The organism is Bosea sp. PAMC 26642 (genome assembly GCF_001562255.1).
Taxonomy (GTDB): domain Bacteria; phylum Pseudomonadota; class Alphaproteobacteria; order Rhizobiales; family Beijerinckiaceae; genus Allobosea.
Genome location: NZ_CP014301.1, coordinates 4,483,165 through 4,508,613 on the forward strand (window position 1 = coordinate 4,483,165; position 25,449 = coordinate 4,508,613).

22 protein-coding genes are annotated in these 25,449 nt (G+C 62.1%); 8 read left to right on the plus strand and 14 right to left on the minus strand.

Going from position 1 to position 25,449, the window contains the following annotated elements; translation table 11 throughout:
• Window positions 1–148: 148 nt before the first annotated feature.
• Window positions 149–529, plus strand: coding sequence for a response regulator (locus tag AXW83_RS21480; protein WP_156640283.1), 381 nt, complete (start codon window positions 149–151; stop codon window positions 527–529).
• Between the two features lie 21 nt (window positions 530–550).
• Here AXW83_RS21480 and AXW83_RS21485 read toward each other — a convergent pair whose 3' ends face one another.
• The 5 genes from AXW83_RS21485 to AXW83_RS21500 form a co-directional block, all read right to left on the minus strand.
• A complete protein-coding gene (locus tag AXW83_RS21485) occupies window positions 551–1,810 on the minus strand; it encodes a sensor histidine kinase (RefSeq protein WP_168166130.1) in 1,260 nt (419 codons plus the stop codon).
• Between the two features lie 180 nt (window positions 1,811–1,990).
• Window positions 1,991–2,419: a hypothetical protein gene (locus tag AXW83_RS21490; protein ID WP_066617103.1), complete on the minus strand. Its 429-nt coding sequence runs from the start codon at window positions 2,417–2,419 to the stop codon at window positions 1,991–1,993.
• Window positions 2,420–2,422: 3 nt separating this feature from the next.
• Window positions 2,423–2,782, minus strand: coding sequence for a DUF883 C-terminal domain-containing protein (locus tag AXW83_RS21495; protein WP_066617105.1), 360 nt, complete (start codon window positions 2,780–2,782; stop codon window positions 2,423–2,425).
• A 115-nt stretch (window positions 2,783–2,897) separates the two neighbouring features.
• Window positions 2,898–3,095 (minus strand): hypothetical protein, encoded by a 198-nt coding sequence (locus tag AXW83_RS27305; protein ID WP_156640285.1) that lies wholly within the window; start codon window positions 3,093–3,095, stop codon window positions 2,898–2,900.
• Between the two features lie 34 nt (window positions 3,096–3,129).
• Entirely contained in the window at window positions 3,130–4,248 is a 1,119-nt protein-coding gene (locus AXW83_RS21500) for a glycoside hydrolase family 5 protein (RefSeq protein WP_066617107.1), read from the minus strand.
• A gap of 629 nt (window positions 4,249–4,877) precedes the next feature.
• Between AXW83_RS21500 and AXW83_RS21505 the strand changes: the two genes are divergently transcribed.
• The 3 genes from AXW83_RS21505 (at window position 4,878) to AXW83_RS21515 (ending at window position 8,878) form a co-directional block, all read left to right on the plus strand.
• Entirely contained in the window at window positions 4,878–6,278 is a 1,401-nt protein-coding gene (locus tag AXW83_RS21505; protein WP_066617109.1) for an oligosaccharide flippase family protein, read from the plus strand.
• 289 nt (window positions 6,279–6,567) lie between these two features.
• On the plus strand, window positions 6,568–7,992 hold the full coding sequence (locus AXW83_RS21510) for a polysaccharide biosynthesis/export family protein (protein WP_082767310.1): 1,425 nt from the start codon (window positions 6,568–6,570) through the stop codon (window positions 7,990–7,992).
• Window positions 7,993–8,020: 28 nt separating this feature from the next.
• Window positions 8,021–8,878, plus strand: coding sequence for a hypothetical protein (locus AXW83_RS21515; protein ID WP_066617116.1), 858 nt, complete (start codon window positions 8,021–8,023; stop codon window positions 8,876–8,878).
• 48 nt (window positions 8,879–8,926) lie between these two features.
• On the opposite strand, the gene AXW83_RS21520 is transcribed toward AXW83_RS21515, so the two are convergent.
• Window positions 8,927–9,676, minus strand: coding sequence for a WecB/TagA/CpsF family glycosyltransferase (locus tag AXW83_RS21520; protein WP_168166131.1), 750 nt, complete (start codon window positions 9,674–9,676; stop codon window positions 8,927–8,929).
• Between the two features lie 618 nt (window positions 9,677–10,294).
• Between AXW83_RS21520 and rfbF the strand changes: the two genes are divergently transcribed.
• Genes rfbF through AXW83_RS21540 form a run of 4 tightly spaced genes read left to right on the plus strand, consistent with a single transcriptional unit; the run spans window position 10,295 to window position 13,985 of the window.
• Entirely contained in the window at window positions 10,295–11,071 is a 777-nt protein-coding gene (gene rfbF / locus AXW83_RS21525; RefSeq protein WP_066617121.1) for a glucose-1-phosphate cytidylyltransferase, read from the plus strand.
• Between the two features lies 1 nt (window position 11,072).
• On the plus strand, window positions 11,073–12,179 hold the full coding sequence (locus AXW83_RS21530; RefSeq protein WP_066617123.1) for an NAD-dependent epimerase/dehydratase family protein: 1,107 nt from the start codon (window positions 11,073–11,075) through the stop codon (window positions 12,177–12,179).
• The gene (gene rfbC, locus AXW83_RS21535) at window positions 12,130–12,699 is read left to right on the plus strand and encodes a dTDP-4-dehydrorhamnose 3,5-epimerase (protein ID WP_066617126.1); all 570 of its coding nucleotides are present in this window, start codon (window positions 12,130–12,132) and stop codon (window positions 12,697–12,699) included. Before AXW83_RS21530 ends, rfbC begins: the two co-directional genes overlap by 50 nt.
• A complete protein-coding gene (locus tag AXW83_RS21540; RefSeq protein WP_066617129.1) occupies window positions 12,696–13,985 on the plus strand; it encodes an NAD(P)H-dependent oxidoreductase in 1,290 nt (429 codons plus the stop codon). The genes rfbC and AXW83_RS21540 overlap by 4 nt, the downstream gene beginning before the upstream one ends.
• Window positions 13,986–14,119: 134 nt before the next feature.
• On the opposite strand, the gene AXW83_RS21545 is transcribed toward AXW83_RS21540, so the two are convergent.
• From AXW83_RS21545 to phoU, 8 genes are all read right to left on the minus strand, one after another.
• On the minus strand, window positions 14,120–15,058 hold the full coding sequence (locus tag AXW83_RS21545) for a beta-1,6-N-acetylglucosaminyltransferase (RefSeq protein WP_066617132.1): 939 nt from the start codon (window positions 15,056–15,058) through the stop codon (window positions 14,120–14,122).
• Window positions 15,059–15,117: 59 nt separating this feature from the next.
• On the minus strand, window positions 15,118–16,146 hold the full coding sequence (locus AXW83_RS21550) for a Wzz/FepE/Etk N-terminal domain-containing protein (RefSeq protein ID WP_156640287.1): 1,029 nt from the start codon (window positions 16,144–16,146) through the stop codon (window positions 15,118–15,120).
• A 515-nt stretch (window positions 16,147–16,661) separates the two neighbouring features.
• A complete protein-coding gene (locus tag AXW83_RS21555; protein WP_066617137.1) occupies window positions 16,662–17,750 on the minus strand; it encodes a glycosyl hydrolase in 1,089 nt (362 codons plus the stop codon).
• A 303-nt stretch (window positions 17,751–18,053) separates the two neighbouring features.
• Window positions 18,054–19,481 (minus strand): O-antigen ligase family protein, encoded by a 1,428-nt coding sequence (locus AXW83_RS21560; RefSeq protein ID WP_066617140.1) that lies wholly within the window; start codon window positions 19,479–19,481, stop codon window positions 18,054–18,056.
• A 158-nt stretch (window positions 19,482–19,639) separates the two neighbouring features.
• Window positions 19,640–22,681 (minus strand): DNA polymerase I, encoded by a 3,042-nt coding sequence (gene polA, locus AXW83_RS21565; protein WP_066620998.1) that lies wholly within the window; start codon window positions 22,679–22,681, stop codon window positions 19,640–19,642.
• 184 nt (window positions 22,682–22,865) lie between these two features.
• Window positions 22,866–23,804, minus strand: coding sequence for an aldo/keto reductase (locus tag AXW83_RS21570; protein WP_066617143.1), 939 nt, complete (start codon window positions 23,802–23,804; stop codon window positions 22,866–22,868).
• 96 nt (window positions 23,805–23,900) lie between these two features.
• On the minus strand, window positions 23,901–24,599 hold the full coding sequence (gene phoB / locus AXW83_RS21575) for a phosphate regulon transcriptional regulator PhoB (RefSeq protein WP_066617147.1): 699 nt from the start codon (window positions 24,597–24,599) through the stop codon (window positions 23,901–23,903).
• A 126-nt stretch (window positions 24,600–24,725) separates the two neighbouring features.
• Window positions 24,726–25,445 carry a phosphate signaling complex protein PhoU gene (gene phoU / locus AXW83_RS21580; RefSeq protein WP_066617148.1) on the minus strand — a complete coding sequence of 240 codons (720 nt, stop codon included), beginning with the start codon at window positions 25,443–25,445 and terminating at the stop codon, window positions 24,726–24,728.
• Window positions 25,446–25,449 lie beyond the last annotated feature (4 nt).

The window sequence follows — 25,449 nt, forward strand, 5'->3', positions numbered from 1 at the left end:
GCGAGGCGTAGGGCGCAGTTCCGCTACGCTTCGCTAACCATGTCAGGGCGAATTCGGTCGAATTGGCCGACATCCCTGCATTGAACTGTGCCCCTCAAGGAACATCGTTACAATTATAACGTTTGCCATGGGTCACTAGAAGTTCAACTTGGAAAGGGAGGCTGGATTCATGTCTGATATCCGCATCCTGATCGTGGAAGATGATCCCTTCATCGCCATGGATATCGAGTACGCGGTCATGGAAAAGCTTGGTGGTCGCGCCGAACTCATCATCGTCGAATCGGTTGCAGAAGCGCGCAAGGCCGCCCAACTGAAGGTTTCCTGCGCGTTGCTCGATATCGACGTTGTCGGTGGCAAGACCTTCGATATCGCCGCCAGCCTGCTGCACAAGGGTACGCCCTTTGCCTTCGTCTCCGGCTCGACGCCCGATGAGGTTCCGACCCCGTTGCGCGACGTACGTTTCGTGCGCAAGCCGTTTTCGACGAACGAGATCGTCAGCTTCGTGGCGAATGCCTTGGAAAATGCCTGACAGTTGTCAGGTGAGGTCGGATCAGGTCCGCTTGGGAAAAGTCAGGACCATTTTGCAACCCGGGCGTTCCGCGCCCGGGTTTTTCATGTCGGATGTCATCGTCGCCCGCATACTGCGCATCAGGCTCGCGATGACCGTTTGGCCGAGGCCCCTGGCCTCCGTACCCTTGGCGACGCCGACACCATCATCCTCGACGATGAGCGCCAGCACCGCTTGACCCTCATGGGTCTCTTCGGTGAAGCGCACGCTGATCGTGCCGGCCATGCCGTCGGGAAAGGCGTGTTTGATCGCGTTGGTAACCAGTTCGTTGACGATAACGACATAGGAAACCGCGTCACGCCCCGGCAGTCTGATCGAATCCATGACGAGATCGATCGTGATCGGCCGTCCCTCCGCAGCCTTACCGATCTCGGCCAGCAGATCCTCCATATAGGGCCGGGCATCGATCTCGTCTGTCTCGATGTCGAGGCGCAGCCGGCGCTGCCCAGCCGCGATCGCCTGGATCCGTGACTGGGCCTGCCCGAGGGCGTTGCGGACGGTCGGTTCGCGGGTCTGTCGGCTCTGGACGTTTAGGAGTGCCGAAACCATGGCCAGGTTGTTGCCGACCCGGTGGTTGACGTCGCGCAGCAGAGCCTCGATCCGGAGGCGTTCATTCTCGAGCTGGGTGGTGCGTTCGCTGACCATGCGCTCCAATTGAGCGTTATTGACTGCCAACTGCGCGGTCCGGCGTTGCCGTGTTCGCAACTGCAGCCAGGCTGTAAAGGCCAGGCCTGCCAGAGCGATGACAATCCCTATGCTTGCCAGGAGGCGCCGCTGCTCTTCCCGGCGGTTCAGCGCTACCAGCCGCACGTTCTCCGTCAGCTGAATCTGCTGCACGGTCGTGCGTAACGCCTCCATTGCCGATACGCCGAGACCTTCTCGAACGCGAGCCATCGCTTCGGCGAGCTGACCCGCACGAGCCAGCGCGACCGTGGCATCCAGCTCGGCGAATTTCAGGCGAATCTCGGTTCGGGCCTTGCTGATTCGATCCCTTTGCTGAGGATCGTCTTCGACAAGCTTGTCGAGGGCATCGAGCTCCGGCAGCGCCGCAGCGCGCCCGCTGGTGAAGGGAGCGAGGTAAGTGGTGTCGCCGGTCAGAAGATAGCCGCGCTGGCCTGTTTCGGCGTCACGGGCGTGGCCGAGAAAGCGTTCCGCCCCCTCACGCACCGCGATCGAATGCGAGACGCGATCGGCCGTGACCTTCGCCTGGGAATTGATCCAGGCCGCCAGAATGATCGCCACTCCGACGACGCTGATGGCGACGATAGTTGTGGTCGCGGATCTGACACGGGAACCGAGAGCCGGAATGGTGGGCAGCGCAAAGCGGCGGGGTCTCACCTGGGACGACATGAATACCGTGATACAGGACGAAATCGACAAACCCTATGTCAAAAGACAAGCAGCGCAAGGCCGGGGCCTGCGTCACGCATCGCCTTCGTCTTCACCGCCACCACCGCTGAAGAACTGCCTGCCGAGCACGGCGCCCAGCACGATCACTCCTCCAACCAGGACCGTCCGCCAACTCATCTTCGAACCAAGCAGCTTCGCCGCGACGGGCGCCGCCATCAGCGCCGTCGTCGCCATCGGTCGTGAAGGACGTTTGCGATTCTTGACGGAGATGGCGATGCCGAAACTGATCAGCCCAGCAACCAGCAGCCCGCCGGCAATCCAAAGGCTGGCGGCGACAGCACCGTAGCGAAACAGCAGCACGCTGTGCAGCGCATTCAGGGCATACCCACCGGCACAAAGCACCAGCAATCCGGCAAAGCCGTAAAGTCCGTAGACGATCAGATTGCGCCTGACAGCGCCGGACACCTCCGACGCGATATAGGCTCCCAGCCCCCCGAACATGACCTATCGCGCCGACAGGAAGCCGACGAACAAGCCGACCGCGGCCGCAAGGCCAAGGGCCCGGAGCGGCCTGTCCTGAATCTCCTGAACGATCAGGCGTTGCAGGTCGGTCGCCTGTTCCTTTGCGACATCGACCATCTTGTCGGTATCGACCCCGACCGAACGCAGCGTGCTGGTCACGGTTGCGGCAAGCTCCTCGGCACTGCGCGTCAGGCTGGCTTCGATCTCTCCGGTTTCACGCTTGATGCGCCGTCCGGCCGTCTTGGCCTCGGCTGCGACGTCCGCCGCGCCATCGACGACGTCGTCCTTGATGCTCTTGGCGGCCGCGGTGGCCTCGCGTTTTGCGGATGTGGTGGTGGCCATGGCGGATGGTCCCCTGTTTCTCGGTGAATTGATGTCGGAAGATCAATGTGCGCCGGTAACGACGCATTTCCTCGGCAAACGCGCGCGGGCCGGTTGTGTTCCCTTTTCGCCCGTCTCAGGCTGCCTTGAGCTGGGTCTGCTCGACCGTCTCGTGAGTCTTGCGATAGCGCGAGAATTCCTTCCGCGCCACCATGGCGATGAGCAGGATCGGAGTCGAGAGCACCCCCCTGATCGGCCCCCCAGAGCCGACAAAGGCGAGGAATGGCGAGACCGTCAGGCGGCGCCTAACGAAGATCGGGGTCAGGCGCGGCACGCCCCGAAGCCCGGCTCTGTGAGTGATGCCGGCGCTATTTGGCGCTGGTGCGAAGTCCGAGGCTCCCGATGAGTTCATCATCGAATTGCCGGTTCGGTGCCCCGGCCTTGAGGACGCCGAAATCGCCAAGATAATCCCAAACCGCCCAGCCCCAGCCGTTCCTATCGAACTCCTCGCGCATGAATTTGTGCCAGCGCAGCCGGGCCTCGCGCGGGGCGAATTTGCGATAGACCCCAAACTCGCCGACCCAGATCGGCACGCCGCCATTGGCGTTCTGCCACGCCTTCAGCTGGCCGATCCGCTCCCTGAGCCACCCCTCGGTATACATCCCTCGACGGATCTGGTCGGTCAGAATTCCACGCGCCTCGCCTTGAGCTGCGGCATCCGTCGCGCTCTGCGCGGAACCGGGGGCGATCGGCCAGTCGAGGGCCTGGACCTGGGCGAAGGCGGTCCAGCCCCAGGCGGCCCCCTGATGCGTGAACAGATTAGGGTCGTAGATATGGACCGTGTAGATCAGGTTGGGCAGGTCGATCCGCTTGAAGTCCTTGTAGTCGTCCATCGAACTCCAGCTGCCCGGATTGACGATGATCGCATGCTCCGGCGCTGCCGCGCGGATCGCCCGCGCGGCCTCTTCCTGCAGCGCGGCCCATTTCGCACCCTTCATCGGGAAGGGCTCGTTCATCACCTCGAAAGCGAGGCGGTCCGGCTTGATGACCGACAGCTCTCTGGCCAGCAGCGCCCAGCCCTTTGCCAGCGCGCCGCTCGCGGGATTGCCGTCGATCCGTCCCTTCTCTTCATCGGTCGGATGGATGTCGAGCACGACCGCGAGCTGCCGATCGTTGAGGAGATTGATCTTGTCGATCAGGATCGATCTGAACTTCGCGCCGTCTTCGGTTTCGGCAAAGGCTCGACCCATGACGACCGGAAGTCTGACATGGGTGAAACCGGCAGACGCCAGCGCATCGACCTGAGCCGGAGTGATATACTTCTCCGCTGCATCATAGGAGAATTCGGAGAAGGTCTGAGCGAACCAATGCGCCAGATTGATTCCGCGCGACAGACGATCCTTGAAGCCTGTCGCCTGCGCCCCGGCATGGTTCGCGAATGTCAGGCTTGCGAGAATGACAAGAAGCGCAACAGCAATGCTGGCCAAATTAGGCGCCAGATCGCGAAATGCTTTCGACCTCCAGCGGCGCCCGGTTCGGAAAGCTGTCGTATCACTCATTGAACACCTTGGTTTGCGTGGGGTCGGTCACGTGCGGTTGCAATGCTCAGCCTCGCACAGATTCACGCCCTGCGCTCGGTTTTTGCGGCGAACTCCGCCAGCCGGCCGGATTGGTTCATCCCGGTTCGCCCGCGAAAATCGAGGCTCCTGCCGCATCTAACGTTCGTCATCGGCGGCCGGAACCGCAACGGTGCGGCAGCGCCAAACGCCGCGTTCGCCGACGCTGTTGTGGTCACGGCTCGCATGAAAACTGGTCGCGCTCTGATGACAACTGGGCGATTCAAGCTGCGATATATGCGATTGGCAAGCTCGTTGCACGGCGGATTTCCGCTACGCCAACTTCGTTTCTGAGCTATCTCTCGCTCATCAGATTCGTCATGCCCGATCACCACCAGACAGGGTTGCCTATCATCCTCGGAGCGGGCACTCGACAGTGATCTCGAAGAGCCCACCGACCGTTAAGAGTCCGCGGTTCATATTCAGGTCATCCAAGTGGTGGTTGAAACGCCGCGACTACCCGCTCTCCGACTGGAAAATTGATGCGATCAGGTTTTGGCATGCTGGGGGCCAACGTCGTCGAGGTCCTCTTGCCCTTGATGCGGAATGTGGCCCTGGCGCGGATTCTGCCGCAGGAGCAGTTCGGGTTCGCCGTGACGTTGCAGGTGACGCTGGCGATCGGCGACATGATGACGGATCTTGGTTTGCCGCAGACGGCGTATCGAGGCGGGACGGGCAAGCGCTACAAATCGTTCCTGCAAACGGTTCACGCGATCAACATGATAAAGGCGCTGTTGGTCGCGGTTATCATGCCGCTTGCTGTATACACCCAATTTTCTATGCTATCATTCGAGCATAACTATCAGACGTATTTGCTCGTAATTTTGATAATATTTATTAGAAGCTTCGAAAATCTTAGCGTCAAGCGCCTGTTGCGGTTGTATAAATACGGGGTCGAGGCGACGATCATCATCAGCACCCAGATCGTTTTGACCGCTTCGACGATCGCGTTGGCGTTCTATCTCAGGGATTACAGCTGCGTGCTGTGGGGCTCGCTGGTTTCCGTGATCTGGACAACGCTGCTATCGCAGGTCATGGCACCAGCCCGATGGCGACTCGGCTTCGACAGGGCTGCGAGCGCCGAGGTTCTCCGCTTCGGCCTGCCGCTCGTTCCCAACGGCATTGCATCGTCGATGAGCGTTCTCGACCGCCTCGTCGTCGGCGCCACGCTGGGAGCCGTGGCGGTCGCGCATTACAGCGTGATCATGAGCATCATCCAGCTGCCTCGCACGGTGCTCTGGCGCATTTCGACGACGAGCATCGCCGCCCATTTCACCAATCTCAACGTCCGGGGATCAGGGCTCGTCGAGGCGTATCGGGTCTGGGCCGTGCTGATTTCGCTGGTGGCCTATGCCTATGCGATCGCGATCGTCGCGGCCGGCCCCACCGCGATCGCCATCATCTTCGGTGCCGCCTATGAACCCAGCCGCGTCCTGATCTGCATCGCGGCGATCAACGTCACCGTGAAGATCATGATGCTGATCCCGATTCCCTCGGCCTATTCGACCGGCCGCACGAAACTGGTCTCGCTGGGTTCCGTCGTCGCGACGCTCGCGCTTATTCCGGCCTCGCTGACATTGATGACGATGCCGGGCACGGTGGAATTGTTCCTCGGCATCCTGACCCTGGTCGAGGCGATCGGCGCCGGCACCTTCCTGTTCTACTGCGCCCGCCGCTTCCATGTCGGTGGCAGGTTCACCGTGCTGGTCCTGTTCACGCCTTTGGCAGCACTAAGCGCGATCCTGATCTCGACCCATTGGATCGGCGCGCTCGATCTTTTGCCCTGGATGCTCGCCGTCATCTCGATGGGGGCGGTCTTCGGAGCGCTTCAGGTGCTGATCCTTTGTCGTTTCGCCCCATCCGCGCTGCGGGTCGATCAGTTCCTTCGCAAGCTGATGTGAGTTCGCCTTGAAGGGCGGCGCACACCGGCGCGGCGTGCTCGCATGTTAGGGTCGTTCTGGCGGAATGATCGAGGGAGGCTGCATCCAGATCGGTCATGGTCGGGCAGATGGAGTATCCGGCCAAGCTCACTCTCGGCCAAAGCCAGGCGACGGCTCGGATATGAGAATTCCCTGCGAGTGCATCCCGGATCAAGTTGTTGGTTCATCGAACTGTATACTGTCCGTATCGGCGACGCTGTCACGGACCCGTGATGAGCGAATGGGTTAACTTAACCAAAATTGAGGTTTCATGGCCCGCCGCTTGCTTCGTTTCGCTTTTTTTTCTAGTTTCGGCACGGGCTTAGTGTACGGCAAAGGCGGGCTGCCGGAACCAGATTTGAGCGCAATGGCGCTTCAGGGAGACGTTATCTTGCTGCCGAAGATTTTTCTGTCCGCCGTTTCGTTGGTTCTCGCAATGTCGCCGCAAGCGATGGCTCAGGCGCCTTTGCCGGCTCAGAAGCCGGCCGCGTCGCTGCTGGCCGCCACGCCTGTGCAATACAACCTGAACGTGGGCGATGTTCTTGAACTGTCGGTCCGGGGTTTCCCCGAACTGCGCCAGAAGGCCATCGTCGAGATGGACGGTGAGGTCGCTCTGCCGCTGGCGGGGCGCGTGCGCGTCATCGGAATGCCGATCGCCGATGCGAAGGCGATCATCCGGGATCTGGTGATCAGCCGCCCGCTCCAGCAGCGCTTTCCCGACGGCCGCGAGGGTTACGTCGCGCTGGCTGCCGACGACGTGAACGTCACCATCGCCGAATTCCGCCCCGTCTATGTCTCGGGCGATGTCGGCAGGCCCGGCGAACTGATCTACAGGCCCGGGATGAGCGTCCGTCAGGCGGTCGCCCTTGCCGGTGGTTTCGACATCATGCGCTACCGTCTCGTGAACCCCTTCACGGAATCGGCTGACTTCAAGGGGCTCTACGAATCGCTTTGGGCCGAGGCCACCCGCGTTCGGGCGCGTCTGGCCCGTCTCGATGCGGAGATCGAGGGCAAGGCCCAGATCGGCGCGATCGATACCAAGGATATCCCGCTGCAGCGCGACTACATTGACGGGATCGTCAGGGCCGAGACGGAGACGCTGCGTCGCCGGCAGGACGACTACCAGAAAGAGCAGAAGCACATCCTGGCGCTGGTGAAGCAGTACAAGGACAAGGTCAGGACCCTGACGCAGTTGACCTCCGCTGAGGAGGAGGGCTCTCAGGCCGACACCAAGGAATACGAGCAGATGCTCGAATTCAACAAGCGCGGCACCGTTCCGTTGTCGCGTCTTATGGAAATCCGCCGCATTCAGCTGACCTCCTCGACCCGCCTTTTGCAGACGAAGGTGCAACTCGACCAGGCCGTTCGCGATCTCTCCGATGCGGAGCGAAATCTGGACCGTTTCGACAATAATTATCGCCTCGCGCTCGTCAACGAGAGGCAGGATCAGGTCGTGGGCTACGGCAGCCTGCAGGCGCGGATCGCAGCCAACGCCGACAAGCTGGAGCACACCAGCCTGCTCAAATCCCGCTTGGTGAGGGGCCCCGGGGCCAAGGTCAAGATCACGATCTTCCGCTCGCTGATCGACCAGAAGCAGGAGATCGCGGGCAACGAGGATTCGGCCCTGCTTCCGGGTGACACTGTCGAAATCTCGCTACAGAACGAATACGACGTGGAAGCTGGCCGTTCCAAATGATGGCCGCGAATCGGATAGTTTGAGGATCATGCGCGTCGTCCTGTTCACCACGACCGACATGCAGTCGGGACGCAGCGCCGACTTCTGGACGATGGTTCGGTCGGTCGAGCGGAATATGGCCCCCGGACTGGACGTCAAGCATTACGTCCTGCTGCAGCGGAGCACCGAAGTCGAATGCGGCGAGATATCCGCGAAATTCACCTATGACGCATCCGTGATCTGGCGGGCCGACCGGGTCTCTCTCTCGGCCGCGCGTAACGAGATGCTGGAACTCGCCCTGAAGGATGGCGCTTTTTCCGCTGACGGCGTGGTCGCGTTTCCCGACGACGATTGCTGGTATCCGCAGCACCTGCTCGCCGGCATGTCCGGCCTTTTCGCATCCGACGGCGACATCGGGCTCGCGATCTGCAGGATATCACTGTCGCCGGTCGAGGCGCCGGCGCCGCTGCCCTTCGAGGGTGCGAATTTCCGGACTATCATCCGGCGTTCGACGTCGAATTCGATCTTCGTCAGGTCGGCGGTCGCCGCGGAGGTGAAGAGCTTCGATCCCGTGCTGGGCCTGGGCACCCCGAACCAGGGCGGCGAAGATACGGATTTCGCGCTGCGATCGGCTCTGTCGGCCAAACGGAGCGCCTTCATCGATCTGGAACTCGTCGGGCATAAGCAGTCGGACCTTGAAAGCGTCGCGAAATACTACCGCGGCGGGCTCTACGTTCTGGCGCGCTTCGCGCGGCAGCATGGCCGACTGATGTATGAAATGGTGCGGAAGGTCATGATCGGCGTCGTGCTGGTCGTCCAGGGCCGATTGAGTCTGGCCAAATTCACCGAGGCATTCGCCTATTCGGCCAGGACATTGCTCTTCAATCCCTGGAAGAAGACGCGATAGCCCTGCGTGGCGCAGAGCCCGGAACTCGCCAAAGCTTCCGGATACGGCTCAGTGGCGGCTGCGCCAGTCGTCGATAACAGCTCCGACGAAATATCGTGAATCGATGAAGTAGCGCCTGAAGAGCCGCTTGGGCTGTAGCGTGAACCGCCAGAACCACTCCAGGCCGAGATTGCGGAACACGAGAGGCGCGCGGCGTGCCGTTCCCGCATAGAAATCCAGGCCGGCTCCGAAGCCGAAGGCATAGGCGTCGCCGAGCTGGTCCACTCTTTCCGCCAGCCAGACCTCCGATTTGGGCGAGCCGACGCCGAAAAAGATATGTGTGGGCTGGAACTCCCGGATCCGCTGCGCCAGTCGCTCCGACTGGGCTTCGCTCTTCTCGAAGCCGAATTCAGGTATGTCGAAAGCGACGCGGTCCCGCTCGAAGCCCTGTGACAGCAATTTCCTCACAATTCCCGCCTCAGTCTGGTGGCTGGAGACGACGAAGAAAAGCCGGCACTCCCGCCTCGGCAGGAGGTTCAGGATCTGGATGAACAGGTCCGATCCGGTGACGCGTTCGATCGGATGGGCGCCGATCATCTTGGCATAGAGGAACACGGGCGTTCCATCCACGGTGACCATCCACGCCTTGGCATAAGCGTCTCGAAACCGCGCGCTGCGTCTCAGATTGACGACATGGTCGAGATTGATCGTACAGACGAGGCGCAGTCCCGCATTGGTCGGCACAGGCTCTGCCGTCAATTGCCGAGCGATCTGGACGATCGATTGCTCGGAGATCGGAACGCCAAAAACCTTGTCCAACACCGTCTTGCCTGTCGTTCTGCGAGGCGCTTGTCGCGCCACGAACATCACCCTGCCGCGAGCCCCGCGAGTCGCGAGATATCGAATTTGGTCCTTTCCTCCAGATGTATCCGGGGCAAGTTAAAAATGAATAGCGGCATATGGCCATCGCGACAGTTTGATGGAGTTCATGATTAACGAGCTACGAGGGTGAGATGACTTTTCTGTGGAATCATTGCGTCTTCGCTGAAAGCCGTTTCGATCTCCGCTTCGCTGTTTTTCGCGACGACGGAGTGCCTTCAGGCGCAGTTCTCCGTAGGGTGGACACGCCGGGTTGCCGGCTTGACGCTGAGCCCCGGAGCATGACAACCAATTTGCTGCTCTCCTCAGGCTTGCGCGTGCCGCTGCAATCGCGAACCATCGGCGTGCGCAGGCGGACGCTACGGCACCCTTCGTGACGAGGGCCGTTGCTTTCTATAATGCGACAGTCGTGGCCTGTTTTGATGCGGTGCGACGACTATGTCTGCGTCGCGATGAAATAGGGTGTGAGGCGTTAAGGTAACCGTCCGAACGCAGTGGCTTTCGTAGCCGATGTCACATATTGAGGGCATCGGATCTGGACCAATAGGGGGCTATCTCATGAAGGCCGTTATTCTGGCTGGTGGACTTGGAACAAGACTTGCTGAAGAAACGTCCGTCAGACCAAAGCCAATGGTCGAAGTCGGCGGCCGCCCAATTCTGTGGCATATCTTGAAGATGTACAGTCATCATGGGATCAATGATTTCATCATATGCCTTGGATACAAGGGCGATTATATTCGCGACTATTTCCTCAGATACCAGATGGCCTTGTCTGATTTCACTATCGATTTGGCGACGGGCAACACCACGGTCATCAAATCGAAGGCCGAGCCCTGGCGTGTGACGCTGATCGACACCGGACCGACCACGATGGTCGGCGGCCGCATCAAGCGGATCCTGCCCTTTGTCGGTGACGATCAGGCGTTCTGCCTGACCTATGGCGACGGTGTCGGCAATGTCGACCTGAAGGCCGTCATCGAAACCCATGAAAAAGGCGGCCGCCTGGCGACCGTCACCGCCGTCCAGCCTCCCGGCCGCTTCGGCGCGATGCGCATCGAGGGCAACAAGGTCGCCGCATTTCGTGAAAAGCCCGATGGCGACGGCAACTGGGTCAATGGCGGCTTCTTCGTTCTCAACCCCAAGGTCGGTTCGTATATCGAAGGCGATACGACGGTCTGGGAGCAGGAGCCGCTGGAGAAGCTCGCCGATGACGGGCAACTCAGCGTCTATCACCATCCCGGCTACTGGCAGCCGATGGACACGTTGAGCGACAAGAACAAGCTCGAAGCACTCTGGGCCAGCGGCAAGGCGCCCTGGAAGATGTGGGACAACTGACATGAAGATCCTGATTACCGGCAATATGGGCTATGTCGGCCCCGTCGTGTGCGGCCATCTGCGCAGCGTGTTTCCGCAGGCCCACCTGACCGGCTATGACAGCGCCTGGTTCGCCCAGTGCCTTACGACCTACAATCCGATGCCCGAGCGAGCTCTGGATCAGCAGGATTTCGGCGATGTCCGGGACATCACCGAGGACTATCTCACCGGCTTCGACGCGGTGGTCCATCTCGCCGCCGTCTCGAACGATCCGATGGGTGGCAAATTCGAGCAGGTCACCGACGACATCAACCATCAGGCGAGCGTGAATCTCGGACGGATGGCAGCGAGTGCCGGCGTCAAGAGCTTCGTCTTCGCCTCGAGCTGCAGCGTCTACGGCTTTGCCGAGGACGGTCGGGCCCGCTCCGAGACCGACCCGGTCAATCCGCTCACCGCCTATGCGCGCTCCAAGATCGACACCGAGAAGGGCCTGCTCTCGCTCTCCAACTCCGGCATGGCAATCAGCTGCCTGCGCTTCGCCACCGCCTGTGGCATGTCGCCGAGGCTTCGGCTGGATCTGGTGATCAACGATTTCGTCGCCTGCGCCCTGTCCTCGGGCGAGATCACCGTGCTCAGCGACGGGACGCCCTGGCGCCCGCTGATCCATGTCCGCGACATGGCGCGTGCCATTGAATGGGCGCTGATCCGCGATACGGCCGAAAGCGGCAACTATCTCTGCATCAATGTCGGCTCCGAGGATTGGAACTATCAGGTTCATCAGCTGGCGAACGCTGTGAAGGACGCCGTGCCCGGCACCAAGGTCTCGATCAACACCTCGGCCCCGCCGGACAAGCGCTCCTACAAGGTCGATTTCGAGCAGTTCCGCCGTCTGGCGCCCGACCACCAGCCGCTCCAGACGCTGGAAAGCTCGATCGCGGGCCTTCGCGACGGTTTGAATCAGCTCGGTTTCGACAACAAGAATTTCCGTCAGTCCTACATGATCCGTCTCAAGATGCTCGAATGCATGCTCGACGAGAAGATGTTGACCGACGATCTGAGATGGCAAAAGGAAGGTTTCGATGCAGTTTCTGCCAACACCGCTTTCGGGCGCCTTCACGATCGAGCTTGAGAAGCGCGGCGACGATCGGGGCTTCTTCGCACGCTATTTCTGCGAGGACGAATTCGCCCAGGCCGGCCTCGAGACACGCTTCAAGCAGATCAACACCTCGCTGAGCGCCCGTGCCGGGACGCTGCGCGGCATGCATTACCAGCTTCCGCCCTCGGCGGAGGTCAAGGTCGTGCGCTGCATTCGCGGCAGCCTCTGGGATGTCATCGTCGATCTGCGCCCGCAATCGCCCAGCTTCGGCAAATGGTTCGGTGCCGAGCTCAACGCCGAGAACCGCACCATGATGTATGTCCCGCGCGGTTTCGCGCATGGCTTCATCACGCTAAGCGACGATGCCGAGGCGCTCTACCTCGTCAGCGACACCTACGACCCGAAGTCGGAGCGCGGTATGCGCTATGACGATCCCTGGCACGGCATCGTCTGGCCGCGCGAGCCGGTCGAGGTGTCGGACAAGGACCGTAACTGGCCCCTGTTCGACAAGGACTTCCACGGCATCGACCTGATCGGAAAGGCTTTCGCATGATTATCGTCGATACCAAGCTGGCCGAGCGCGCCAAGGCCGGCCGGCCGGTCAATGTCGCGATGTTCGGCGCCGGCTTCATGGCGCAAGGCATCGCCAACCAGATTGTCAATTCCGTGCCGGGATTGCGGCTCGTCGCCATCTGCAACCGCAATGTCGAGCGGGCCCGCTTCGCCTATGAGAACGCCGGCGTTGCCGGGATCAAGCAGATCGCCAGCGGCACCGAACTCGATGCCTGCATCGCGGAGGGTACCTACGCGATCACCGACGATCCGGCGGTGCTCACCGACTCGAAGATCGTCGAATGCGTCATCGATGCGACAGGAGCAATCGAATACGGCGCGGTCGTCACCCTGGCGGCCATCGCGGCCGGCAAGCACATCGTCTCGATGAACGCCGAACTCGACGGCACCGTCGGCTCGATCCTGCGCCGGAAGGCCGAGGCCGCCGGCATCATCCTGACCGGCAGCGACGGCGACCAGCCCGGCGTCGAGATGAATCTCTTTCGCTTCGTCAAGTCGATCGGCCTGACGCCGCTCGTCTGCGGCAACGTAAAGGGCCTGCAGGACCCCTACCGGAACCCGACGACCCAGAAGGGTTTTGCCGAAAAATGGGGGCAGAACCCCTACATGGTCACAAGCTTCGCCGACGGCACGAAGATCAATTTCGAGCAGGCGATCGTGGCCAACGCCACCGGCATGACTATTGCCAAGCGCGGCATGGTCGGTCTTGACCATCTCGGCCATGTCGACGAACTGACGAAGATGTACGATGTCGAGCAGTTGCGCAGTCTCGGCGGCGTCGTCGACTATGTCGTCGGCTCCAAGCCGGGTCCGGGCGTCTATGTGCTCGCCACCCATGACGATCCCAAGCAGCGCCACTACCTCAACCTCTACAAGCTTGGCGAGGGGCCGCTCTACTCGTTCTATACGCCTTACCATCTCTGCCATTTCGAGGTGCCGCTTTCGGTCGCCCGCGTCGTGCTCTGCGGCGATGCGGTTCTCCAGCCGATTTCCGAGCCCCTGGTCGACGTCGTCGCGACGGCGAAGATCGACCTCGTCGCTGGCGGCGAGATCGATGGCATCGGCGGCTACCAGACCTATGGTCAGTGCGAGACCTACAAGATCTCGTCGGCGGAAAAGTTGCTGCCGATGGGCATCGCCGAGGGCTGCAAGCTGGTGCGCGACGTCAAGAAGGATCAGGTCCTGACCTATGCCGATGTCGAGCTGCCGCCAGGTCGCGTGATCGATGCGCTGCGCAGCAAGCAGAACCAGGCTTTCCCGGTTTGAGCGGGCGCTGAATTCGCCTCTGCCTCGGCCGAAGTGAAAATAAGGCCCCGGATCGTATCTAGATCCGGGGCCTTATTTTTTTTAGCTGGAGAACAGGACGCTTGGCGACGAGTTGGCGAGCCTGGTCTCGATCGTCACAGCAGCTTGCTGTCGACCAGTTCCAGGATTCCTGGGTTTTCCGTCTCGTCGAATTTCCGAGCGAAATAACAACCGCTCTCACGCAGCATCTCGATGTCGTCGCCGCCGAACGTTTTCGGGCGGCCATGCTCGCTGTTCATGAAGTCGAAATAGCGCAGTTCGGTTGGGGAAATGTTCAAGCGCTTGTCATTGACCAGAACGCTCTGGATGAACGCTTCCTCGGGCGCGATCAGGTCCCGGAAATAGGCGGTGATATCGGGCCGTTCGTCGACGAAGTCCAGCAGCGCTTTGACGCAGCGGCGGTTGATCGTCATCCAATAGCTGCCGCCGATCAAAGAGAAGTCTGGGCCGAACGGCGTCTTGTCAGGCTTGCGCCCCCAGCACAGACCGTAGCCCGATTCCAGCCTGTAATTGTCGGTCAGTTCCAGCAAGTGGCGCGGGATCTTGTAGATCATGCGCTCGGTTGGCGAGGTGAACGGCTTCAGTAGCGCATAGCGGAACAGATAGCGGTTCTTCACCTCGCGCGGCGGCCAGGACATCGGGCCGGACCGGGCCTGCACAGGGTCCAGCGCGTCGAAATGATAAAAGTGCGCGTCGTACTCGGTCTCGCCGAGCCTAGTTGCCAGCTCCGGCAGAGGTCGGATCGGATAGTCCTGACCGCTCAGGACGACGAGCCAGTCGAAGCCGGCCTCCGAGTTCTCGAGCCACCTCATGGTGCTGATCAGCCCGTCGATGACCGTGAAACGCGCCCGCCCGCCAGGCGACGGGATGACGTGATCGACTCCCACCATGGCGCGAAGAGCGGCCAGTTCATCGGGGGGGCCGTTATGGCTCACCACGATGACATTGTCGGTCCGATCTCGCTTGAGAGCCGAAACCAGCTTCCGAATCTGATCAAGGGCTCTGAACGTCTGCAGGACGTAGGCAATCCGCATGGAGTTTCACTTTAAATCGCTCGTCGGTTGGGTCCGGCGGATGAATGCTGCGTGTCGACTCAGGCCGTTCGCTTTGCGGGGCGAGGCTGCCGGGAGCCCGGGGAGAAGCCTCTCGCAAGCGCCGCCAGGAAGCCGATCGACAGACCGACTGCGAAGCCGACCGCGAGCGTCAGCAGCGATTTCGGGTGGCTCTTGTCCAGGGGAGGATAGGCCTCGGAGACGATGCGTGCGTCGGGGAGGGCGAAGGTCTGGCCTTGGGATGTCTCAAGGAAGCGCTTCTGGAAGCTGTCGCTGATGACCCTGTAGGTCTGCGCGGTCGACTCGAGATCGCGCAATGCCACACGTCCGAGCGCATTCCCGGCGGTTTGCGCCTGCGTGTTCCTGAACTGGTCCAGTGCCGTCTCGGCCGCATGGGCTGCGGCGCGAAGCTCGATCGAGCGCTGGTTGAGCCATTGGCTGGTGCTTCTGATCAGTTCTTCGCGCTGGTTCAACTGATCGCTGAGATACGCCTTCGCGACGGCGTTCGCCGTATCGGCGGCAGTCTTCGGATCGGACGATTTGAAGCTGATTTCGATGATGTAGGTCGAGGTGCTGCGCTTCACGTCGATGCGCGACTTGTACTCCTTGACGGCCGAGGCCGAGACGTCGCCGTCGGCGCCGGTCTCTTCAGTCGGGGTCTTCAGGAACGACCGTAAGAACGAGATCGGATTGAACTTGTCGGACTTGGCGAAATCCGGGTGCTCCGCGAGCTTCTGTTCCTTGATCACGGCGCGGGCAATGCGCTCGGAGCGAAGGATTTCGGCCTGCGTTTCGACGTTCGCCGATTCGCTGTTCGCATCGCTGGCTCGAACCTGCTGGGACGGCAGCACATTCGTCTTGGTGTCGATCAGAATCGAGGTGACCGACGTATATTGCGGCACCGTCACCATGAGGTATGCAACAGCGAAGGCAACGGACATGAACACGCAAATGGCGATCAGCCGCCAGCGAGCGCGCATGATGGCGAAGACCTCATCGAAGTTGAGTTCGATGCCTTCGCCCTGCTCCTCTCGCGCTTTTACTGGCTGTATCCCGCGCTGGTGTATCAACAGAACCTCCAAAACAGCTTAGTGGCCCCTTTGGAGATATCCAGAAGGCCCGTCGTATCGTCCGTGGCGGCGCTGACGCGGAACGCCGTCGATCGAGAGCAATGATAGACCATCGTGCTGCGATAGCGAAGTTGCTTCGCTGCAACTGGTAAAGATGATCTGGTGATAAATCTGTCCGTCATCGCCAAGTTTTCGTCACAATTTGTTTACTTCGGGGACGTTTTTCTCCGCAGGCGATCTTCGCGGGGACATTGACCCAACGGTACGCTGCCACTTCGACCATTTCCGCGACGAGCGCAACTGCAATGGATAAGACCGGCAACCGGCGGCGTGCCCAACAGGGGCATCTGAGCAACGCCTTATCGGCGTCGCTCTGCAAAGCGGGCTTGGCATGACAGGTTCACAGCACCGGTGCTTGCCATTGGATCCATGCTGAGCGCCACTTGGCGCGGCGAGAAGCCAGATTCCCGCCAGGGTGCGCTACTGCGGGTCGGCTTGCGACCCGCAGGCGCGGGCTACTTCACCCGCCAGGCATTCCTGAAGGCGATTGCGAGGTTTGGCTTCTCATCGGCGGGGTTCGACGGCGTCTGCCCTGCGATCGGCGACGCCAGCGAAATGCGGGTGTTGACCGGATTCCAGTCGGTTTCCGGAGTATCGCGCCAGCAATGCAAGGCGACCTGGTTGGCCACGATCCATTCCGACATCAGCCTGACGAAGGTTTGCTGCGCATCGATCTGCTTTGGCGTGAGTGGACCCGACGTCGTGTCGATGCCGATTCCGTAATCGGGAATGATCATGCCTTTCGAATGGCTCTTCGAGAACTCTGCGAGCCAGGCGAGGGAGTATGCCTGCATACCCTCCTTGGGCTCGACCCCGTGACCGATGACGGTCTTCTGGAAGAACTCCTCGGCAGCGACGTCGCTGGGGATGGCCTTGATCACGACTGACAGGCCGATAAAATCGACGGCGTCGTCGCCGGGATAGACCTTTTCGGGCGTGATGACCTGCTCGTCTCGCGCCGGGCTCCAGCAGATCCGGAACGACGGCGACACCTCTCTGAAGATCGTGGCGACACGCCGGAAAGCTGCAATGTAGTCCTTGGCCGTGTCGGCTTTCGCCGCCCAGCTGACCCAGCTCGCATTCATGTCCCAGCCGAGTCGCACCACGGCGTCGTAGAACCCATTGATGCGCAAGGCGGTCGCGTTTTCCCGGAATATCGCATCGTACTTGCCTGAAGCGACGGCGGCCAACGGCGTTCCCGCGACTGTCAGCGGCTGGTTCCAGAGAAGCTTGCGCGGACTGCCGACCGTGACCTCACGCCACGTCCGGATCGAATGCGCCGGAGATGTCCTGGCGTCGACCCAGTCCCTGTCCGAGCCGTAGTCGGAGATGAAGTCGACCGTGCGACCGATAATCTTTTCGAAATTCTTGACACTGGTTTCCGCGGTTGCGGGCGACAGTCCATAACCGGTATACACGCCGATAGCCGGACGCGGCACATTGGCGGCGACCGCCGTGGCCGACGACAATTCGATCAGCGTGCTGGCTGGTGTGACGACCCCGGCCAGGAGCGACCGCAGAAACGTTTTCCGTGTGAGCGTCATGATGGCGTCCCTCGCAGACCGTGTTCCGTCGAGAACGATCGATCTTCCTCTGCCGCCTTCTTAGGCTGCATGAGTGGCGAATAGGCGCACATAATCAGTCGAATTCTAGTCGTTTATAAGTTGTTAGTTAATCACGGACATGGCCGCAGAGGTCGAATAGCTGGGCGCGATCGAAGATTTCGACCTGCAACGCTGGCGTGACAATTCGAAATCTGGCCGCACCTTCGACAGTCGATCCGCCCGGTGCGTCAGGGCGATATGTCGAAGGCTGGAGACAGCAGCGGCGGCTCGACCAGCATCGCTCTAGTTCGGGCGCAGCAGCCGCAGATGCGGCAGCCGTGGCAGATCGATCGTCGGCTCTTCGGCGCCGTCCATGACGGTCTTGGCCTTGTGGAACAGCAATACGACGATCAGGAACCAGGCGAAGATCGGATAACTGATCGGGCCGTTCAAAAGAGGTTCGGTCAGTCCGTAGACCATGAAGAACGCAAAGAGAGACAGCTCTCTGCGGGCGCCGATCCGGATGCACAGGACGATCGTCGTCAGGATGCACCAGATGAACAGGCCGAAGCCGATGATGCCGGTGCTGAACAGGATTTCAAGATAGACATTATGGGCATGGGCCGCGGCCAGGAACAGATCCGGGTGGATCGGCAGGATATGCTGTGCCGAGGAAAAGCCCCATCCGATGATGGGAGAACGGTACCAAAGGTCGATGACCACCGGCCAGATCCGCGTCCGACCGGTCGCGCTGGTGATCTCCTCGCTATCGCCCGAACGCGAGACCAGCGAAAAGATTTCCTCCTGGAAGAGGATGAGCAGGCACACGGCGACCATCAGGAAGGCGAGAGAAACGAGCAGCCGTTTGCCGAAATCCTTGGCTAAGATGTAGTTCAGTCCGACGGATACGCCCAGCGCGATCACCGCCATGCGGTTGTTGCTGAGCACCATGCACAGCAGCATCGCCAAGGTTCCGCCGTAAAGGACCAGCCGGGACGCCGATTTCTGCTTGGCGTAGAACGTCATCGCAAGGAACGCCCCGGTCGCTGCCGAGGAGCCCGCGCCGTTCGAGGAACCATAGATGCCCTGGAGCCGCGACGTCACGACGAACTCGTTGCCGTACCAGTCGCTCATGCGCCCGAAGGACGGGAAGAGGATGTAGACGACCAGCGAAACTACGGCCATCACCATTCCCGACCAGACCACGATCTTGATCGTCTGCTCGGAGCCGAACTTGACGCAGCAATAGCACAGGAAGGTGAACCCCCCGATCAGCGAAACCGTCGAGGTCAGGGAGTGCGCCGGGGCCATCGAATACAAAGACGAGATGACCAGAAAGCCCAGAAACAGATACCAGTAGAACAATCCGTACAGATACAGCCTGTTGACGATCTGCTTGAAGGAAAACGCCGATATGGCCATCACGGCCATGATGGCCAAGAGCTTGAGCGCAACCTGAAAATCGATGCTCTTCTCGCCATATTCGCGATAGCGAAAATTGGCGCACAGGACGAAGATCAGGGCGACCGCCAGCACGGTACCGAAGCTCGTCTCGCCGAGAATACCCTTGTAGCCGGCATAGGTCAGGAACGGGACGACCATCGCCCCGAAGATGATCAGCCCTGCTTGGAGATCGAAAATCCCGATCGCGGTCGACAGCACGGCGACCGGCGCCAGCACGGCCAGCAGCAGTCCCAGATTATTGGCATCCGCGCTGCGAACGGTGTCCATATCCTGCCAGCACCTGCTGAAAGAGCCACGTCTTGGGCATGAATGTCTGAAGGTGACTTAACAGAGCCACCGTTTCCGAGGCAAGACAACTCGCCGAGAGCAGAAATCGGCCGGTATGGTTGCCGGAACGCGCGCGGCTTCCGGCACCGGCCATGCCGTCAATGGGCCTCGTCCCAGTTGCCGGCAGCCCTTGCATCGACCTGCAGCGGCACGCGCAACTGCAGCGCCGGATGCGGTGCATCGACCATCACCCTGGTGATGACCGGCAGGGCCGCCTCGACCTGGGCGTCGGGGACCTCGAAGACCAGTTCGTCATGCACCTGCAGCAACATGCGGGCATCGAGCTTCGCCGCCGCCAGCGCGCCCTCCATCCGGATCATGGCCCGGCGGATGATGTCGGCGGCCGAGCCCTGGATCGGCGCGTTGATCGCCTGCCGCTCGACGAAGGCCCGCTCGGAGGGATTCTTGGAGGCCACCGCCGGGAAATGGCAGATACGCCCGAAAATCGTTTCGACATGCCCGTTGGCGCGCACGAAGGTCTTGGTCGCGTCCATGTAGTCGCGGATGCCGGGGAAGCGCTCGAAATATTTGCGGATATAGGCGCTCGCCTCTTCGCGCCCGATGCCGAGCTGGTTGGCCAGGCCAAAGGCCGAAATGCCGTAGATGATGCCGAAATTGATTGCCTTGGCGCGCCGGCGCACCTCGCTCGGCATCCCGGCGACCGGCACGCCGAACATTTCGGACGCCGTCATCGCATGGATGTCGATCCCGTCGGCGAAGGCCTGACGCAGCTGCGGGATCTCGGCGATATGGGCGAGCAGGCGCAATTCGATCTGGCTGTAGTCGGCCGAGATCAGCTTGTGGCCTTTTTCGGCAATGAAGGCCGTCCTGATCTTGCGGCCGGCTTCGGTGCGGATCGGGATGTTCTGCAGGTTCGGCTCTGAGGAGGAGAGCCGGCCGGTCGTCGTCGCGGCCAGGGCGAAGGAGGTGTGCACCCGCCGGGTCTGCGGGTTCACATAGGCCGGCAGGGAGTCGGTGTAGGTCGATTTCAGCTTGGCGAGCTGGCGCCATTCCAGGATCTTCGAGGGCAGCGGATGGCCCTGCTCGGCGAGGTCCTCGAGCACGCCCGCACCCGTTGCCCACTGGCCGGTCGCGGTCTTCTTGGCGCCGGCGAGCCCCATCTTGCCGAACAGGATGTCGCCAAGCTGCTTGGGTGAGCCGATCGTGAATTTCTCGCCTGCGATCTCGTAGATTTCGTCTTCGAGCCGCGCCAGAGACTGCGCGAACTCGCCCGACAGCCGCGACAGGATCTGCCGATCGATTGCAATGCCGCGCGCCTCCATGCGGGCAAGCACGCCGATCAAAGGCCGCTCCAGCGTCTCGTAGACGGTGGTCCTGCCCTCGGCCGCAAGCCGGGGCTTCAGCGCCCTCCAGAGCCGGAGCGTCACGTCGGCATCCTCGGCGGCATAGTCCGTCGCCTTGTCGAGCGCGACTTTGTCGAAGCTCACCTGCGCCTTGCCGGTGCCGGCAACCTGGCCATAGGTAATTGTCTCATGGCCGAGATGCAGCTCCGACAGCCTGTCCATGCCATGCGAATTGCTGCCGGCATCGAGCGCGTAGGAAATCAGCATCGTGTCGTCGATCGGCGCCACCACGAACCCGTAGCGCTGCAGCAGCACGAGGTCGTATTTGATGTTTTGGCCGACCTTGAGCACGCCGGGATCGGCGAGCAGGGGCTTCAGCGCCGCGATCGCATCGTCGAGCGGAATCTGCCCTTCCAGCATGCCGCCGCCGAACAGATCCGTGCCGCCGCGATGCTGCAGCGGGATGTAGCAGGCCTTGTCGGGCGCCACCGCGAGCGAAATCCCGACGAGATCGGCCTGCATCGCGTCGAGCGCACTGGTCTCGGTATCGAGCGCAACGACCCCAGCCTCAAAAGCCCAGCCGATCCAGCGTTCCAGATCGGCAAGCGTCCGCACGCATTCATAGCTCGCGCGGTCGATCTTCTGCGCCAGCGCCTGGTTCTTGCGCGCGGCGGCGAGGTCGGCTGGGGTCGACGCGCCGTCGGTCGCGGGTGTGGCCGCACCGGGCTGCGTCACCGCCGCACTGGCGGCCAGCGAGAGCGACGGCCCGGTGCCCGCCGCATCGGCGCCGACATAAAGCGCCTTGAGTTCGGCCGCACGGGAGCCTCCGGGCGCCAAATCCGCATCGGCCTCGATCGCCGAGACATCGGCCTCGTAAGCCTCGCCCACCCGCTTGGTGATGGTGGTGAATTCCATCGCCTTGAGGAAAGCGATCAGCGGCGCCGGGTCGGGCTGGCTCAGCGTCAGATGTGACAGCGGCGTCTCGACCTTGACGTCATCGACCAGGCTGACGAGCCGGCGCGACATCAGCACCTTCTCGACGATCTCGGGATTGGTCAGCGTCTCGCGCCGCTTGGGCTGCTTGATCTCGCCGGCGCGCGCCAGCAGCGTATCGAGATCGCCATATTCGCCGATCAGCTGGGCTGCCGTCTTGATGCCGATGCCGGGTGCGCCGGGCACATTGTCGGTCGCATCGCCTGCGAGCGACTGCACATCGACCACGCGGTTGGGCATCACGCCGAAATACTCGACCACCTCCGGCTCGCCGATCTTGCGCTCGGGCCTGAAGCCGGCACCCTTCTTAGCGTCGCCGGAGGCGGGGTCGTACATCGCCACGCCCGGACCCACGAGCTGCATCAGATCCTTGTCGGCCGAGACGATCAGCACGTCGGCCCCGGCCTCGCGCGCCTGCCTTGCATAGGTCGCGATCAGATCATCGGCCTCGTAGACATCCTGCTCGACCGGGATCAGGCCGAAAGCCCGCACCGCCGCGCGCATCAGCGGGAATTGCGGGATCAGGTCCGGCGGCGGCTCGGAGCGGTTACCCTTATAGGCCGGGTAGATCTCCTTGCGGAACGAGTTCTCCGACTTGTCGAAGATGATGGCGAGATGCGTCGGTTTCACCCCGAGCACGCCGTCCTTGACGAACTGGAAGAGCTTGGTGGCAAACAGCCGCACCGCGCCCGAGGGCAGCCCGTCCGAGCGGGCATTGTATTTCCGGTCCTGGTTGATCGACTGGAAATAGGCCCGAAAGATGAAATTCGAGCCGTCGACCAGGAAGAGATGGTCGCCGGGCTTGAGGTCCGGGGCGGCGGCGTTCGGGGCTGTCTCGCTCATGGCGCGGACCATAAGCAACCGGCGCCGGGCGGTCTATCGCAGAGGCGGCGCGATCCGCAAGAAGCTGTCAGGAGTGGCCATGGCGTCCTGCTCGGGCTTGACCCGAGCATCTCTTCGACAGTGCCTTCTCGTCCTGAGATTCTCGGGTCTGCGCTTCGCGTCGCCCGAGAATGACGGTAGCGCCCTATTTCGTGATCGTATCGATCTCGGCCAGATCCTCGGGCGACAGCACCCAGTCAGCTGCTTTCACATTCGCCGCGATCTGCTCTGGCCTGGTCGCGCCTGCGATCACGCTGGAGACCACCGGCTGGGCCGCCAGCCAGGAGAAGGCGAGCTCGACCAGCGTCCGGCCCCGCGACTCGCAGAAATCCGCCAGCTTCTCGGTCTTGTCCCAGTTGGCGTCGGTCAGGACTTCCGCAGCGCGCGGCGCCTCGCGCGTCATGCGCGCGCCCTCCGGCAGTGGGGCGTTGCGCTTGTACTTGCCGGTGAGAAGGCCGTTGGCCAGCGGAAAATACGGCAGGAGCCCCATGCCGTAGTGACGGGTGGCGGGCAGCAGGTAGCTCTCGGCCCCACGCTTGAGCAGGCTGTACTCGTCCTGGCACGAGGCGAAGCCGGTAACGCCCAGATCGCGCGCCGTCCAGGCGGCATCCGCCACCTGCCAAGGCGCGAAATTCGAGCAGCCGATATAGCGCACCTTGCCCTGACGGATCAGGTCTTCGAGCGTCCGCAGCGTCTCCTCGATCGGGGTCAGCGAGTCGGGCCGATGAATCTGGTAGAGGTCGATCCAGTCGGTCTTCAGCCGCTTCAGCGAAGCCTCGACCGCGTTCATGATGTAGTGCCGCGAGCCGCCCTTCATCGTGCCGGCTTCGTTCATGTCCATGCCGAACTTCGTCGCCAGCACGATGTCCTTGCGGCGCGCGCCGAGCAACTGGCCGAGCACGGTCTCGGAGCCGCCGCGATTGCCGTAGACATCGGCGGTATCGAACAAAGTGATGCCGTTCTCGATCGCCGCATCGACGACCTTGCGTGCCGCGTCGTCATCGATCCGGCCGCCGAAATTATTGCAGCCGAGGCCGACGAGCGAAACGCGAAGGCCGGAGCGACCGAGATTGCGGGTGAGCATGGGAAAGCGTCCTTCATGGCGAATGATGCAAGGGACCAGACCCGGACGCCGTTCGCAATCGCCATGGACGCAGGGCCGCCGCGCGACGCGAACGCCTCACCCCCGAGCGAATGTCTCGTCGAAGGCGTAGCCGGCGCCGCGCACGGTGCGCAGCGGGTCTTTCGTATTATCCGGCGTGATCGCCTTGCGCAGGCGTCCGACATGGACGTCGACAGTGCGCTCGTCGATATAGACGTCGCGGCCCCAGACGGCGTCGAGCAGCTGAGCGCGCGAATAGACCCGGCCCGGCGCCTGCATCAGGAATTCGAGCAGCCGGAACTCGGTCGGTCCCAGATGCAGCTCGGAACCCGAGCGGCGCACGCGCCGCGTCGTGCGGTCGAGTTCGAGATCGCCGGCTGCCAGCAGCCCCGCGACGTGGCCCGGCTTGGCCCGGCGCAGCAGCGCCTGAATGCGCGCGATCAGCTCGGGCAGAGAGAACGGCTTGACGACATAGTCGTCGGCCCCGGTGGCGAGACCGCGCACCCGCTCGGTCTCCTCGCCGCGAGCCGTCAGCATGATGATCGGCACGCGCTCGGTGTCGCGCCGCGCCCGCAGGCGGCGGCAGAGCTCGATGCCCGACAGGCCGGGCAGCATCCAGTCGAGCAGCACGAGATCGGGCGTGTTGTCGCGCAGGTGCAGCTCCGCATCGTCCCCGCGCGCAACGCTGTCGACCTCGAAGCCCTCGGCTTCGAGATTGTAGCGCAGGAGCAGCGTTAGCGGCTCCTCGTCCTCGACGATCAGGATGCGTGCGGGCATGGCGGGTTTCCAGATGTTGGGCGGTTCCCTGCGCGTCATTCTCGGGATTGACCCGAGAATCCCTCACACCAGAACCCTCTGGTGTCCGAGATGGTCGGGTCAAGCCCGACCATGACGCGACGGGTGTCAGCTCCCGAGCACTGCCTCGACGCTGATATCGGTCGTGTCGAGCTTGGGCCGGTTCAGGTCCAGCGACTCGCCGGTGACGAGATAATGGATCGTCTCGGCGATGTTGGTGGTGTGGTCGCCGATACGCTCGACGTTCTTGGCGCAGAACAGCAGATGCGTGCAGAAGGTGATGTTGCGCGGATCTTCCATCATGTAGGTCAGCAACTCGCGGAAGAGCGAGGTGTAGAGCGCGTCGATCTCGCCGTCGCGGTGCCAGACTTCCATCGCCTTCTGCTCGTTCCCAGCGGCATAGGCGTCGAGCACGTCCTTGAGCTGGGCCTGGACGAGGCGGCTCATATGCTCCAGCCCGACCACGGCGCGGTGCGGCGGCTGGAACTGGCCGGAGATGGCCACGGCGCGCTTGGCGATGTTCTTGGCGAGATCGCCGACGCGCTCGATGTCGGAGGCGATGCGGATCGCCGAGATCAGTTCGCGCAGATCGTTGGCGAGCGGCTGGCGGCGCGCGATGGTCAGCACGGCGCGTTCTTCGACATCGCGCTGCAGGTTGTCGAGGCGCTGGTCGGCGCTGATCACCTTCTGGGCCAGCGCGGTATCGCGGCGCACCAGCGCCACGGTGGAATCGCCGAGCATACGCTCGGACATCCCGCCCATCTCGGCAAGGCTGCGGCGCAGCGCTTCAAGTTCGGCGTCGTAGGAGCGGACGATATGGTCGGTCATCGGC

Bases quoted from the DNA above. Each gene is read 5' to 3' on its own strand.
- AXW83_RS21490 (WP_066617103.1), bottom strand. From the start codon at position 2,419: ATGTTCGGGGGGCTGGGAGCCTATATCGCGTCGGAGGTGTCCGGCGCT.
- AXW83_RS21495 (WP_066617105.1), bottom strand. From the start codon at position 2,782: ATGGCCACCACCACATCCGCAAAACGCGAGGCCACCGCGGCCGCCAAG.
- AXW83_RS21505 (WP_066617109.1), top strand. From the start codon at position 4,878: ATGCTGGGGGCCAACGTCGTCGAGGTCCTCTTGCCCTTGATGCGGAAT.
- AXW83_RS21510 (WP_082767310.1), top strand. From the start codon at position 6,568: ATGGCCCGCCGCTTGCTTCGTTTCGCTTTTTTTTCTAGTTTCGGCACG.
- AXW83_RS21515 (WP_066617116.1), top strand. From the start codon at position 8,021: ATGCGCGTCGTCCTGTTCACCACGACCGACATGCAGTCGGGACGCAGC.
- rfbF (WP_066617121.1), top strand. From the start codon at position 10,295: ATGAAGGCCGTTATTCTGGCTGGTGGACTTGGAACAAGACTTGCTGAA.
- AXW83_RS21530 (WP_066617123.1), top strand. From the start codon at position 11,073: ATGAAGATCCTGATTACCGGCAATATGGGCTATGTCGGCCCCGTCGTG.
- rfbC (WP_066617126.1), top strand. From the start codon at position 12,130: ATGCAGTTTCTGCCAACACCGCTTTCGGGCGCCTTCACGATCGAGCTT.
- AXW83_RS21540 (WP_066617129.1), top strand. From the start codon at position 12,696: ATGATTATCGTCGATACCAAGCTGGCCGAGCGCGCCAAGGCCGGCCGG.
- AXW83_RS21545 (WP_066617132.1), bottom strand. From the start codon at position 15,058: ATGCGGATTGCCTACGTCCTGCAGACGTTCAGAGCCCTTGATCAGATT.
- AXW83_RS21555 (WP_066617137.1), bottom strand. From the start codon at position 17,750: ATGACGCTCACACGGAAAACGTTTCTGCGGTCGCTCCTGGCCGGGGTC.
- AXW83_RS21560 (WP_066617140.1), bottom strand. From the start codon at position 19,481: ATGGACACCGTTCGCAGCGCGGATGCCAATAATCTGGGACTGCTGCTG.
- polA (WP_066620998.1), bottom strand. From the start codon at position 22,681: ATGAGCGAGACAGCCCCGAACGCCGCCGCCCCGGACCTCAAGCCCGGC.
- AXW83_RS21570 (WP_066617143.1), bottom strand. From the start codon at position 23,804: ATGCTCACCCGCAATCTCGGTCGCTCCGGCCTTCGCGTTTCGCTCGTC.
- phoB (WP_066617147.1), bottom strand. From the start codon at position 24,599: ATGCCCGCACGCATCCTGATCGTCGAGGACGAGGAGCCGCTAACGCTG.
- phoU (WP_066617148.1), bottom strand. From the start codon at position 25,445: ATGACCGACCATATCGTCCGCTCCTACGACGCCGAACTTGAAGCGCTG.